This is a genomic window from Kitasatospora sp. CM 4170 (assembly GCF_032110285.1).
In the GTDB taxonomy this organism is placed as follows: domain Bacteria; phylum Actinomycetota; class Actinomycetes; order Streptomycetales; family Streptomycetaceae; genus Kitasatospora; species Kitasatospora aburaviensis.
In genome coordinates, this window is record NZ_CP134877.1 from 7,215,728 (window position 1) to 7,228,440 (window position 12,713).

Genomic DNA, 12,713 nt, shown 5'->3' on the forward strand with positions numbered 1-12,713 from the left:
TCTTGACTCCTGGTACTCGACGCTGAGCTCGGTCGTCGCGATCGTAACCCGTCAATGTTCAAGTGTTGTACGCGGGATGCCCTTCAAGTCCCTTTGCCCATTAGTAAGGTGAAAAATCAAATCGGCTCGGCCAGGGAGAGCCCGAACTGGCCCTCGTCGTCCGTCCACCAGTGGCCGAGCCGCATGCCGGCCGCGGCCAGCTCCTCGGCGACCCGCTCCCGGCGGAACTTGGCCGAGACCTCGGTGCGCAGCTCCTCGCCCCGGTCGAAGTGGACCGGCAGGTCCAGCGCCGGGATCTTCACGGTCTGGGAGCGCAGCGAGCGCAGCCGCATCTCGATCCACTCCTGCTCCTGGTCCCAGAGCGCCACGTGCTCGAACGCGGCCGGGTCGAAGTCGGCGCCGAGCTCCCGGTTGAGCACGTCGAGCACGTTCTTGTTGAACTCGGCGGTGACCCCGGCGGCGTCGTCGTAGGCGGCGACCAGCACCCGCGGGTCCTTGACCAGGTCGGTGCCGAGCAGCAGGAAGTCGCCCGGGTCCAGGGCGGCGCGCAGGCCGCGCAGGAAGGCCGCGCGCTCGGCCGGGAGCAGGTTGCCGAGGGTGCCGCCGAGGAAGGCGACCAGCCGCGGGCCGCCGCCCGGGGGCAGGCCGAGCCGGGCGGTGAAGTCGGCCAGCACGCCGTGCACCGTCAGCCCGGGGTACTCGTCGGCGAGCGCCTCCCCGGCGGCGGTCAGCGCGCTCTCGCTGACGTCGACCGGGACGTAGGTGTCCAGGGTGCCGTGCTCGCGCAGCGCGTCCAGCAGCAGCCGGGTCTTCTCCGAGGAGCCGGAGCCCAGCTCCACCAGGGTGCGGGCCCCGGTGACGGCGGCGATCTCGCCGGCCCGCGCGGTCAGGATGGCCCGCTCGGCGCGGGTCGGGTAGTACTCCGGGAGCCGGGTGATCTCCTCGAACAGCTCGCTGCCGCGGGCGTCGTAGAACCACTTCGGCGGCAGCCACTTGGGTTCGGAGGTCAGACCGAGCTGCACGTCGTGCCGCAGGGCGGTGCTGAAGTGGTCGGCGGGCAGCAGGCGGGTGACGTCGAAGGTGCTCATGGGGCGATGGATCCTCTGTTCAAAAGGTGAAGGAGAGGGGTGAGGGCGGCCGGTACCGGGCGGTCGGCGGCGCGGGCTCGGTTCCGGGCGTCTTCCCCGGGTCAGAGCGGTTGGACCGTGACGCCCTCCGGGCCGGCCAGCAGCAGCGAGCCGTCCGGGACGGCCGTCCAGTCCGGGTGGTCGTCGAAGGGCTCGGAGGCGACCACCACGCCGAGCCCGGGCAGGCTCCGGTGGTGCAGGGTGTCGCCCCAGGCGGTCGCGGCGATCGCGCGGCCGTCGGTGAGCAGCAGGTTGAGCCGGCCGGTGGTGTGCGCGGCCACGTCCGCCACGGTGCCGGCCAGCGCGTCGCCCAGGCCGTCGCCGGCCCGCAGCCGGTGCAGCACCAGGGCCCAGAGCAGCGCCGAGTCGGTGCGCGCCACCAGCTCCAGCAGCTCGGCCGGCGGCAGCAGGGCGGCCAGGGCGTCCAGCTTGCCCGGCCAGCCGGCCACCGCGCCGTTGTGGCTGAACAGCCACCGCCCGGCGGCGAAGGGCGCGGCGGCCTCCTCGCCCGCCGCGCAGCCCTCGGTGGCGGAGCGGACGGCCGCCACCAGCGCCCGGGTGCGGATCACCCGGGCGAGGTCGGCGAAGGCGGCGTCCGCCCAGATCGGACCGGCCCGCCGGTACCGGGCCGGGATCTCGTCCCCGTCCGCGTACCAGCCGAGGCCGAAGCCGTCCGCGTTGACCGTGCCGTACTGCTGGATGCGGGGCGCCCAGGACTGCCGGTGGAGCCCGAACGGCGGCTCCACCAGCAGCTCCCGGGGCGCCACCGGCGTGCCCAGGTAGGCCAGGTGGCGGCACATCAGCCGGCCTCCACGTCGGCGGCGGTGCGGAACCCGGCGAAGATCTGACGCCGGATCGGGTAGTCCCAGTTGCGGAACGTGCCGCGGCAGGCGACCGGGGCGACGGCGAAGCAGCCGCCGCGCAGCACCTTGTACTCCGGCCCGAAGAAGACCTCCGAGTACTCCTTGTACGGCCAGGCCGAGAAGCCCGGGTAGGACCGGAAGTCGCTGGCCGTCCACTCCCACACGTCGCCGATCAACTGCCGGACTCCGTAGGGGGATTCACCTTCCGGGTAGCTGCCTGCCGGGGCCGGGCGCAGGTGCCGCTGGCCCAGGTTGGCGTGGGCGGGGGCGGGCGCCGCGTCGCCCCAGGGGTAGCGGCGGGAGCGGCCGGTGGCCGGGTCGTGCCGGGCGGCCTTCTCCCACTCCGCCTCGGTCGGCAGCCGCCGCCCGGCCCACCGCGCGTACGCGTCGGCCTCGTACCAGCCCACGTGCAGCACCGGTTCGTCGAGCGGGACGGGCTCCAGGACGCCGAACCGGCGGCGCAGCCACTGGCCGCCGTCGCGGCGCCAGAACAGCGGGGCGGTCAGTCCGGCCTGCTGCCGGTGCTCCCAGCCGGCGGGGGCCCACCAGCGCGGGTCGTCGTAGCCGCCGTCGGCGATGAACCGCAGGTAGGCGCCGTTGGTGACGGGCGTGGTGTCCAGCCGGTACGCGGGCAGCTCGACCCGGTGTGCGGGGCGCTCGTTGTCCAGCGCCCAGGGCTCGGTGTCGGTGCCCATGGTGAACGGTCCGGCGGGGATCAGCACGTCGGCGGGCAGTGCGGCGGCGTCCGCCGGGGCGGGCGGCGGCGGGGGAGCGGACAGCACCGGCTCGCCCCTGCGGAGCTGGTGGGTGATCAGCATGGTCTCGTCGTGCTGTTGTTCGTGCTGGGCGATCATGCCGAAGGCGAACCCCGAGTCCAGCAGCGGCACGCCCTCCAGCGGGCTGGCGTCCAGCAGGTCGAGCACCCGGCCGCGGACCTCGTGCGCGTACGCGCGGGCCTCGCCGGGCGGCAGCAGCGGCAGGGTGGGCCGCTCGGCGCGCGGGTGCTGGAAGGCGTCGTAGAGCGGGTCGATCTCCGGGTGCATCGGGTCCCGGCCGCCGACGTTGCGCAGCAGCCAGAGCTCCTCCTGGTTGCCGATGTGCGCGAGGTCCCAGACCAGCGGCGACATCAGCGGGGAGTGCTGGGCGGTGAGGTCGACGTCCTCGACGCAGTCGGTCAGCGCGGCGGTCCGCACGCGGGCGGCCTGCAGCTCGGCGGCGATCGCCTCGCGCAGGGCCTCGATCGGGGTGTCCGGTCCGGGCTCGAAGGGGCCGGCGGCGGGCCGAGCGGCGGCGGGGGTGCCGGCGCCGGGGGCGCCGGCCGGGCGGGCGTCGTCGATCATGGTGCGGCCTCCTCCGGGGGAGTGCGTCGGGTGCCGGAGCGCAGGGCGTCCAGCTGGTCGTCGGCCGGGCAGCGGCCGCGCGCGGGGTAGCGCTCGGCGAAGGCCGCGACGGTGGTGCGCAGCCGCTCGGCGCCGGGCAGGCGGCCCAGCGCGGCGTCGGCGGCGGCGAAGCAGGCGAGGGCGGCGCGGCGCAGCTCGGGGTCGGCCACGGCCAGGGTGGCGGCGCGGCGCCAGGCGTCGCTGCGCGGCGGGCGCGGGCCGTCGGCGCACTCCAGCGGCTCCAGGGCGGCGAGTGCGGCGTCGGCGGCGACCGGGTCGTCCAGCAGCGCGCCGACCAGGGCGGCGGGGACGATCCAGCCGTCGCCCGGCTGGGCGTCGATCATCCGCAGCTCCAGGTGGCCGCGCGGACGGACCGGGGGGAAGAGCGTGGTGCGGTGGTAGTCCAGGTCGGCCAGGGTGGGCGGGCGCTCGCCGGCGCCGCGCAGCCAGGCGGCGAAGGTCAGCCCGGCCGGCGCCGTCCACGGCAGCCCGTCGGGGCGGCGGATGCAGAGCACCTCGGCGTCCAGGACGTACCGGGTCCAGGCCTCGCACGGGTCGCCGTGGTCCGGCTCGGGGGCGAGGGTGCGGGTGGGGTCCATCCGGGACCAGACGGTCTGCCGGGTGGACCGGTGTCCGGTCGGCTTCCCGTCCAGCAGCGGGGAGTTGGCGAAGGCGGCGACCAGCACCGGCCCGAGCCGGTGGGCCAGGCGCCAGCGGCGGTCGACCGAGTGCGGTCCGCTCGCGTCGCCGGCGTCCAGGCAGACCTGGACGGAGGCGGTGCCGGTCATCATGATCCGGCCCCAGGGCCCGGCGGAGTTGAAGAAACGTTCCATCGCCAGATAGCGCGGGTGGTCCAGCACCATGTTCCGCGGGCGGGCGAGGGGATCGGTCCCGGTGCCGGTGAGCCGCAGGCCCTGCGCCGCGAAGGCGGCCCGCAGGGCGGCGAGGTCGCGCCGGGTGTCGGCGACGCAGGCGACGAGGCCGTCGGCGGGCGGGGAGCTGAGCTCGACCTGTCCGCCGGGTTCGAGGGTGAGGCGGGCTCCGGAGGGGAGCGACGTGCCGTCGGGGCCACCGAGGGGGAGTGCGTCCAGTGCGGCGTGCAGCCGCTCCGGTAGGACGGGGTCGGTGGGACATCGGTCGTCGTGGACGAACCACTCGACCTCGACGCCGACCAGCCGGGGAGGGCCGATCTTGAAGCAGACGCCGGCCATGTGGCTGCGCGCCGCCGATTCGGTGAGCGGGGACACCCCGGTCGGGGGCGGTCCGGCGCTCTGCCGTTCCGGCGGGCTGGTCGGGCTGGTCGGACGAACGGGTATCACCGGACTCACCATCCTCGGGATCACGATTGCGGCCCGGTCTACCCTGCCCAGTCTGCTACGGACCATGCGGGGCCGCCCCGCGAACATCTCGTGAAGACCGCGTCCTCGCAGCTCGGAGGGGGTGGCAACCGGGTGAATCAGGCCGCGCGGAGCCGTTTCAGCCGCTCCGCGACCACCTCCAGGACCGGTTCCGGCAGGGCGTAGTCGAGCCGCAGCGAGCCCGCGCCGCCGGGCCCGAAGTCGGCCCCGTCCGAGGCCTCCAGGCCGCACCGCTCCAGCAGCGCCGCCCGGGCCCCCACCGGTGGCAGGCCCAGCGCGGCGGCGTCCACCCAGAGCAGGTACGAGGCCTGCGGCGCGGAGCGGACGGCGGCGCCGAGCACTCCGGTCAGCCGGTCCCGGGCGGCCGCCAGGTGCGCCAGCAGCGCGTCCAGCCACGGGCCGCCGTGGCGCAGCGCGGCCCGCTGCACCTCCTGCTCCACCAGCCCGCCCTCCCAGAGCCCGTAGCCCGCCATCACCTCGGTGAGGCGTTCGCGCAGCGCGGCGTCCGGCACCAGGGCGAAGCTGCTGGGGATGCCCGAGGCGTTGAAGGTCTTGCCGACCGAGTTGAGCGTGACCGTCCGTTCCCGGTACGGCCCCGCCACCTCGACGGCCACCGGGTGGCGGTGCCCCGGGTGGGTGAGGTCGCCGTGCACCTCGTCCGAGACGAGCACGGCACCGGCCCGCGCCGCGGCCTCCGCCACCGCGCGGATCTCGGCCGCGGTCCAGACCCGGCCGGAGGGGTTGTGCGGGCTGCTCAGCAGGACGGTGCCGCGGGTGCCGGAGCCGGGTCGGTGCGGTTCGGCGGCTGCGGAGGGCGCTGCGGAGGACGGCAGGGCGGCCAGGTGCTCGACGAGGGCGGCGACCGGCAGCCGGTGGCCCGTGGCGTCCTGCTCCAGCGGGACCTCCCGGTACGGCAGACCGGCGGCCCGGCAGAGCTGCGCGAAGCCGCCCCACTCGGGGGTCGGGAACAGCACCGGCCCGGTCGGGCGCAGGGCCTCCAGCAGCAGCCGCACGGCCGTCCGCGGCCCGAACGGCAGCAGCAACACCCAGGCCGGGTCCACCGCCACCCCGTGCCGCGCGCGGTACCAGTCGGCCACCAGCTCCCGGTCGGCGGGATCACACACCGTGTACCCGTACGCCCGGTGCCGTGCCCGCCGTTCCAGCGCCCGGGCGACGGCCGGCGGCCCGGGCAGGTCCATGTCGGCCAGCCCCATCGCGATCACGCCGGCGGGGTCGGGGGAACCGCTCCCGGCCCGCGCCCACTTGCTGCTCCCGGTCCCGGTGCGGTCGAAGGGCCGGTCGAAGCCGAACTCGTCCGGCTGGCTGGTCATACGGCCTCCAGGGGGAGCGGGTGGGGAGCGACGGCGGCGGCCGGAGCCGCCGGGCGGGCCGTGCCGTCGCTCCTCCCGTCTTCCCGCTCCGCGGTCCGGATACCCCCGCCGGGCGACGGGAACGGCCCTCCGCAGTAGCGGGCCGCCGTGCCGTAGCGGCAGGTGACGGCCGGCCGCCTCGGAGGATCACCCGAACCGGCCCGGCCCGGGAACGGGGCCGGCTGGACGATCGTCACGTCCCGGCCGGCAGCGGCACCCCGGTGCGGCAGCGGCCGGCACGTTGCGCCTACGCTGCGGGCCTGGCACGCCGGACCGGCACCCGTACGCCGGACCGGCATCCGCACGCCGGGCGGGCACCGTCGGGCCGCACGGCCACCGGCAGGAGGAGGGGCGCACGATGGCAGCGGACGGACAGCACGGGCACCAGGGCGACGAGATCACGCTGTTCGTGGCCCGGCGGGTGGAGCCCGGGTACGAGGCGGCGTTCGAGGTCTGGGCGAAGGGCATCCTCGCCGCGGCCGCCGCGCACGAGGGCAACCTCGGGACCGGCCTGCTGCGCCCGGCCGGCCCGGACGACCCCTGGCACCTGCTGCTGCACTTCCGGGACACCGCCGCGTTCCGCTCCTGGCAGGACTCCCCGGCGCGGGCGGCCTGCTTCGCCGAGGCGGACGGACACCACCACGAGGTGCACCGGCACGAGATCCTCGGCATGGAGGGCTGGTTCGCCACCACCCCGGCCGCCGCCAAGGGGCGGCCGCCGGTGCGCTGGAAGATGGCGGTCGCCTCGACGGTGGCGATAGCCCCGCTCACCGTCACCGCGAGCCTGCTGCTCAACCCGCACCTCGCGGGCCTGCCGGTGGCCGTCCGGCCGCTGGTGACCGCGCCGCTGATCAGCGCACTGATGACCTACGCGGCGCTGCCGGTGGTGACGCGACTGCTGCGCCGCTGGCTGTTCACCGGGTGAGAGCCGCGGCCGCACCCCCGGGAGCGGCGGACCCGGGAACGGTGGACCGGGGGCGGCCGTCACGCCCGCGCCGCCCGCCGTGGCGGGGCGGAGCCGAGGTGGGCCGCCAGTCCGCGCAGGCCGCGGTGCATCATGACGGCGTGGTTGGCCCGGAGCACCGGGTGCAGCGGGAGGGCGAGCCGGCGCAGCAGGGGCTTGCCGGGGCGGGTGTCCTCCTCGAACCGGAGCAGGCTGCCGCCGTCGTCCGGGGCGACCGTCCACCGGGACCAGCCCGTGAGGTCGCCGGTCATGGCGGCCTCCAGCACACCGGCCGCCGGATCGCGCCGGACCGTCCGCAGACCGATCACCAGCCGGTACGGCAGGTACCCGCGCACCACCACCGCGCCGGAGTCCGGGTCGTCCTCCCGGACGGCGCGGATCTCCGGCCACCAGCGCGGGTAGTTCCGCACGTCCTCCAGCGTCGCGTACACCGCGGCGGCCGGCGCGCTCAGCCGCCAGGCGCCGCGGAACCGGTAGTGGTTGGGGTCCACGCCCGCACTATAGGGCGGGTCCGCGGGCGCGGCCGCCACCGCCCCGGCCCGATCCACAAGACAGGCCCTATGCCGACTCGTTCAGAGTGAAGGCCGTGTTGACCAGCGCGACGTGGGTGAACGCCTGCGGGGTGTTGCCGAGTTGGCGCCGGGCGCGCGGATCCCACTGCTCGGAGAGCAGGCCGAGGTCGTTGCCGAGCCCGACCACCCGGGCGAACAGCTCGCGGGCCTCCGTCCGTCGGCCGGTGGCGGCGAGCGCGTCGGCGAGCCAGAACGAGCAGGCCAGGAAGGCCCCTTCGCCGCCGGGCAGGCCGTCGGTGCGCTGCCGGGCCTGGTAGCGGTGGGTCAGGCCGCCGTGGTCCAGGCCCTCCCGGATCGCGTCCACGGTGCGGACCACGCGCGGGTCGTCCGGCGGCAGGAAGCCGGTCTTGACCACGAACAGCGTTGCCGCGTCCAGCCCCTGGCCGCCGTAGTGCTGGACGAACACTCCGCGCCGCCGGTCGTAGCCGTTCGCGCAGACGTCCGCGTGGACGGCGTCGCGCATGGCCCGCCAGCGGTCGACCGGTGCGGGCAGTCCGGTGGCCTCGGCCAGCCGGACGGCGCGGTCGGCGGCCACCCAGGACATCACCTTGGAGTGGACGAAGTGCTGCCGCCCGCCACGGACCTCCCAGAGGCCCTCGTCCGGCTCGCGCCAGTGCTGCTCCAGGTAGTCCATCAGCGCGCGCAGCAGCGTCCAGACGTGCCGTTCCATCGGCAGGCCGGCCAGCAGGGCGAGGTGCAGGGTGTCCACCACCTCGCCGTAGACGTCGAGTTGGAGCTGGTCGACGGCGGCGTTGCCGAACCGGACCGGCCGGGAGCCCTCGTAGCCGGGCAGCCAGTCGGCCACGGTCTCGCCGAGGACGCGCTCGCCGGCCACGCCGTAGACGGCCTGCAGGTCGCGGGGTTCGCCGGCGATGGCGCGCAGCAGCCAGCGGCGCCAGGCGGCGGCCTCCTCGCGGAAGCCGCCGCGCAGCAGCGCGGAGAGCGTCATCGAGGAGTCCCGCAGCCAGCAGAACCGGTAGTCCCAGTTGCGCATCCCGCCGATCCGCTCGGGCAGCGAGGCGGTCGCGGCGGCGACGATCCCGCCGGTGGGCTCGTAGGCGAGGGCCTTGAGGGTGATCAGCGAGCGCAGGACGGCGTCCCGCCACTCTCCGTCGTAGCGGCAGCCGCCGGCCCAGTGCTGCCAGTCGCGGAGGGTGGCCGCCAGCGCGTCCTCGGTGTCGGTGCGCGGGCTGGTGGGCAGGTGGGAGGGCTGCCAGGTCAGCACGAAGGCGGTGCGGCTGCCGGGGGTGGCGGTGAAGTCGGAGACGGTGACGCCGTCCAGGCCGTAGGTGTGCACCCCGGGCGGGACCCGCAGCCAGGCCGAGTCCGGCCCCGCGACGGCGACCCGGTGGTGGCCGGTGCGGCGGACCCACGGTTCGATCCGGCCGTAGTTGAACCGCAGGCGCAGCTCGCCGCGGACCGGCACGTTGCCCTCGATCCCCTCGACGATCCGGATCAGCTGGGGGGTGCGCCGGCCGCCCAGGCGGCGCTGGGGCATGAAGTCGGTGACCCGGACGGCGCCCTCGGGGGTGCGCCACTCACTCTCCAGCACCAGGCTGTCGCCCCGGTAGCGGCGGGTGGAACACTGCGCGGCGCCGACCGGGGCGAGCCGCCAGGCACCGTGTTCACCGCCGCCGAGCAGTCCGGAGAAGCAACTGGGGGAGTCGAACCGGGGCAGGCAGAGCCAGTCGACCGAGCCGTCCCGGCCCACCAGGGCGGCGGTCTGCAGGTCGCCGATCAGGGCGTAGTCCTCGATGCGTCCGGCCATCGGCTCCATTCTCGGCCGCGGGCGCCGGAACGGCAGTCCGAACGCCGCGGCGCGCCGCGCCGCGGAACGGGGCTGCTCCGGCGGCTCCCCACGAGAACCCGCCGGTAGGAGGGCGGAACTCCGCTTGCACGCGTTCAGCGTGCAGGGGAGGATCTTTTGTGCTTGTAGTCTCATCAGTCGCAGCAGTCCCGTCAGACAGCTGGCTTCCCGGAACCGGAACGAAGGAGTCCCTAGGATGCGGCGACCGAACTGGGTACCGGAGGGCACGGACCTGGACAAACCGAACGCCGCGCGGGTCTACGACTACTACCTCGGTGGTTCGCACAACTTCGAGGTGGACCGGGAGATGGCCCGTAAGGCGATCGCCCTGTGGCCGGAGCTGCCCCAGATCATGAGGTCCAACCGCGCCTTCCTGCGCCGCGCGGTGCAGTTCGTCGCGGAGCAGGGCATCACGCGCTTCCTCGACATCGGTTCCGGCATCCCCACCTTCGGCGCGGTGCACGAGATCGCCCGGGCGATCCACCCCGAGTCCGAGGTGGTCTACGTCGACCGCGACCCGGTCGCCGCCGCGCACAGCCGGCTGCTGCTGCAGGACGACCCGCAGAGCGCCGTCGTCCAGGCCGACCTGCGGGACGTCGACGACCTGCTGGAGCGCCCCGAGGTGCGTGCACTGCTGGCGCCCGGCGAGCCGGTGGCCGTGCTGCTGGTCGCCGTCCTGCACTTCGTCGGCGACGCCGACGACCCGTGGAAGCTGGTCGGGGTGCTGCGCGACGCCCTGCCGCCCGGCAGCGCGCTGGTGCTGTCGCACGCCTCCCTGGAGGGCCGTCCCGACCAGGCCGAGGACCACCAGAAGCTGTACCGGATGACGCCCACCCCGCTGACCATGCGCACCGTCGAGCAGATCACCGCGATGTTCGCCGGCTTCGAGCTGGTCGAGCCCGGGGTCGTCTACCTGCCGCAGTGGCGTCCGGACCAGCCCGAGGCGGTCGGCCAGCACCCCGAGCGGATGACCGGGGTGGCGGGCGTGGGGTTCCGCGCGTGAGCGTGACCGCGACGGCGGTCCCCCCGGCCGGTGGCCGGGGCGGGACCGCCCGGCGGCGCGCCGGGGGCGCGGCCGCCGTTCCGCACGGCGGGGAGGGAGCGTGAGCGAGGCGCCGGTGCCGAGCAGCAGCGAACGGTTCCACGAGGACTGGGCGCGGCTGCTCTCCGGTGACCACGGCACGGCCGTCCACCCCGGCCTGCTCGGCCGGCTGGTCTCCCGGACCGCCGCACTGCTCCACCGTGCCCAGCAGGACCAGCCGTTCGAGCCGCACCTGGCCGCGCAGGCCGGCGCCGAGCTGGTCGACGCCCACTTCACCGACCCGGTCGTGCTGGCCCGGGCCGTCGAGCTGCTCCAGGAGCAGCCGGCCTCCGACGGCCGCGGCCCGGCGCTGTGCGGCGCCTTCGCGGCCGGCTGGGCCGCCGCCCTGCGCGAGCGCACGCTGCGTGAGCAGGAGGCGATCCGCACCGCCGCCGACGTCGCCCGCAAGGAGGCCGAGCGGGCGCTGCGCGCCTCCGAGGCCCGCTTCCGCGCGCTGTTCGAGAGCGCCGCGATCGGCATCGGCATCGGCGACACCGAGGGCAACATCCTGGCCGTCAACAAGGCGCTGCAGGAGTTGTTCGGGGCCGCTCCGGAGGACATGCAGGGCCGCCGCGTCGGTGACCTCGTCCACCCCGAGGACACGCCCGGCGTCTGGGAGGCGTACGAGGAGCTGATCAGCGGCAAGCGGGACTACTTCCAGTTCGACAAGCCGTACTACCGGCAGGACGGCGAGGTGGTCTGGACCCACCTGACGGTCTCGCTGATCCGCGACGACGACGGCCGCCCGCAGTACCAGGTCGCGATGCTGGAGGACATCACCGACCGCTACCGCCTCCAGGAGCGGCTGCGCCACCAGGCCACCCACGACCCGCTGACCGGCCTGCCCAACCGGGCCGCCTTCTTCGAGCGGCTGGAGAAGCTCTTCGAGGAGCCGGACCCGGGTGCCCGGTTCGGGCTCTGCTACGTGGACCTCGACGGCTTCAAGGTGGTCAACGACAGCCTCGGGCACGACACCGGGGACCAACTGCTCTCCGCCGTCGCCGCCCGGCTCAAGGCCGCCCTCACCCCGCTCGGCCACCTGGTCGCCCGGCTCGGCGGCGACGAGTTCGTGGTGCTGCTGGAGAACTGCCGGGGCGAGCAGGAGGCGGTGGCCGCCGCCAAGACGGTGCTGAAGGCGCTGGCCGGACCGGTGCTGATCGGTGATCACAAGCTGGCCGTCGGCGCGAGCGTGGGCGTACTGGAGCGGCGCGTCTCCACCACCACCCCCGGCGCCGCCGTCCGCGCCGCCGACCTGACGCTGTACCGGGCCAAGGAGGCCGGCCGCGGCCGGTGGACGCTCTTCGACCCCAAGGAGAACGCCCGCGCGGTCAGCCGCTACGCGGTCTCGGTCCGGATGCCCGCCGCGCTCGACCGCGGCGAGTTCTTCATCGACTACCAGCCGCTCTACGCGCTGGCCGACGGCCGGCTCGCCGCGGTGGAGGCGCTGGTGCGCTGGCGCCACCCGCAGCTCGGCGTGCTCGGCCCCGACGAGTTCGTCACGACCGCGGAGGAGACCGGCCTGATCATGCCGCTCGGCCGCTGGGTGCTGGAGCAGGCGTGCGGTCAGGCGGCCGACTGGGCGAAGCGGTTCGGCGGCGACGCACCGCAGCTCAACGTCAACCTGGCGGTCCGCCAGGCCCGCAGCGCCGCGCTCGTCACCGACCTCGACCGGATCCTCGACGCCACCGGCCTGGACCCGGCGCTGCTCCAGCTGGAGATCACCGAGTCGACCGTGGTCGGGCCCGAGGACGAGGCGCTGCGCACCCTGCACGGCCTGGTCGACCTCGGCGTCTCGCTCGCGGTGGACGACTTCGGCACCGGCTGGTCCAACCTCGCCTACCTGCGCGACCTCCCGGTCTCCGGGCTGAAGATCGCCGGCTCGTTCGTCGGCGACCTGCACGACCCGGCCAAGGACGAGGCCACCGGCTGGCGGATCGTCAGCGGTCTGGTGTCGATGGCGCACGCGCTCGGACTGACCGTCACGGCCGAGGGCGTGGAGACCCGCAAGGACGCCGAGCGGCTGCGCGGCATCGGCTGCGACTGGGCGCAGGGCTGGCACTTCGGGCGGCCGGTGCGGCCGGGGGAGATCGCCCGGCGGATCGCCGAGGAGCCGGAGGGCCGGCCGGTCGGGAGCTGAGCGGGTCGCCGCCCCGGGTCGGGCCCCGTGCCGCGGCCGGGGCCGGCCCGCGTTC

At 75.4% G+C, this 12,713-nt stretch carries 10 protein-coding genes; 3 read left to right on the plus strand and 7 right to left on the minus strand.

Annotation, left to right across the window (positions count from 1 at the left end; translation table 11 throughout):
• Positions 1-116: 116 nt before the first annotated feature.
• The 5 genes from egtD to RMN57_RS30455 all read right to left on the minus strand — a co-directional run bounded on the left by egtD (position 117) and on the right by RMN57_RS30455 (position 6,058).
• Positions 117-1,088 carry an L-histidine N(alpha)-methyltransferase gene (gene egtD / locus RMN57_RS30435; protein WP_313766498.1) on the minus strand — a complete coding sequence of 324 codons (972 nt, stop codon included), beginning with the start codon at positions 1,086-1,088 and terminating at the stop codon, positions 117-119.
• Positions 1,089-1,189: 101 nt separating this feature from the next.
• Entirely contained in the window at positions 1,190-1,927 is a 738-nt protein-coding gene (gene egtC, locus RMN57_RS30440) for an ergothioneine biosynthesis protein EgtC (protein WP_313766499.1), read from the minus strand.
• Entirely contained in the window at positions 1,927-3,330 is a 1,404-nt protein-coding gene (egtB, locus tag RMN57_RS30445; protein WP_313766500.1) for an ergothioneine biosynthesis protein EgtB, read from the minus strand. Before egtB ends, egtC begins: the two co-directional genes overlap by 1 nt.
• On the minus strand, positions 3,327-4,688 hold the full coding sequence (gene egtA, locus RMN57_RS30450; RefSeq protein ID WP_313766501.1) for an ergothioneine biosynthesis glutamate--cysteine ligase EgtA: 1,362 nt from the start codon (positions 4,686-4,688) through the stop codon (positions 3,327-3,329). Before egtA ends, egtB begins: the two co-directional genes overlap by 4 nt.
• A gap of 137 nt (positions 4,689-4,825) precedes the next feature.
• A complete protein-coding gene (locus RMN57_RS30455) occupies positions 4,826-6,058 on the minus strand; it encodes an aminotransferase class I/II-fold pyridoxal phosphate-dependent enzyme (RefSeq protein ID WP_313766502.1) in 1,233 nt (410 codons plus the stop codon).
• A gap of 397 nt (positions 6,059-6,455) precedes the next feature.
• Here RMN57_RS30455 and RMN57_RS30460 point away from each other — a divergent pair, with 397 nt between their 5' ends.
• Entirely contained in the window at positions 6,456-7,022 is a 567-nt protein-coding gene (locus tag RMN57_RS30460; RefSeq protein WP_313766503.1) for an antibiotic biosynthesis monooxygenase, read from the plus strand.
• Positions 7,023-7,081: 59 nt separating this feature from the next.
• Here the strand turns inward: RMN57_RS30460 and RMN57_RS30465 are convergent, their stop codons facing one another.
• Positions 7,082-7,552 carry an SRPBCC family protein gene (locus tag RMN57_RS30465; RefSeq protein ID WP_313766504.1) on the minus strand — a complete coding sequence of 157 codons (471 nt, stop codon included), beginning with the start codon at positions 7,550-7,552 and terminating at the stop codon, positions 7,082-7,084.
• A 67-nt stretch (positions 7,553-7,619) separates the two neighbouring features.
• Positions 7,620-9,401 (minus strand): glycoside hydrolase family 15 protein, encoded by a 1,782-nt coding sequence (locus RMN57_RS30470; protein ID WP_313766505.1) that lies wholly within the window; start codon positions 9,399-9,401, stop codon positions 7,620-7,622.
• A 235-nt stretch (positions 9,402-9,636) separates the two neighbouring features.
• On the opposite strand from RMN57_RS30470, the gene RMN57_RS30475 reads away from it, so the two are divergent.
• Together RMN57_RS30475 and RMN57_RS30480 are read left to right on the plus strand one after the other, a co-directional pair.
• Positions 9,637-10,443 (plus strand): SAM-dependent methyltransferase, encoded by an 807-nt coding sequence (locus RMN57_RS30475; RefSeq protein ID WP_313766506.1) that lies wholly within the window; start codon positions 9,637-9,639, stop codon positions 10,441-10,443.
• A 100-nt stretch (positions 10,444-10,543) separates the two neighbouring features.
• Positions 10,544-12,658, plus strand: coding sequence for an EAL domain-containing protein (locus RMN57_RS30480; protein WP_313766507.1), 2,115 nt, complete (start codon positions 10,544-10,546; stop codon positions 12,656-12,658).
• The last annotated feature ends 55 nt before the right edge of the window (positions 12,659-12,713 follow it).

Excerpts from the sequence above, each read along its gene's own strand:
- egtD (WP_313766498.1), bottom strand. The coding sequence starts at position 1,088 with ATGAGCACCTTCGACGTCACCCGCCTGCTGCCCGCCGACCACTTCAGC.
- egtC (WP_313766499.1), bottom strand. The coding sequence starts at position 1,927 with ATGTGCCGCCACCTGGCCTACCTGGGCACGCCGGTGGCGCCCCGGGAG.
- egtB (WP_313766500.1), bottom strand. The coding sequence starts at position 3,330 with ATGATCGACGACGCCCGCCCGGCCGGCGCCCCCGGCGCCGGCACCCCC.
- RMN57_RS30455 (WP_313766502.1), bottom strand. The coding sequence starts at position 6,058 with ATGACCAGCCAGCCGGACGAGTTCGGCTTCGACCGGCCCTTCGACCGC.
- RMN57_RS30460 (WP_313766503.1), top strand. The coding sequence starts at position 6,456 with ATGGCAGCGGACGGACAGCACGGGCACCAGGGCGACGAGATCACGCTG.
- RMN57_RS30470 (WP_313766505.1), bottom strand. The coding sequence starts at position 9,401 with ATGGCCGGACGCATCGAGGACTACGCCCTGATCGGCGACCTGCAGACC.
- RMN57_RS30475 (WP_313766506.1), top strand. The coding sequence starts at position 9,637 with ATGCGGCGACCGAACTGGGTACCGGAGGGCACGGACCTGGACAAACCG.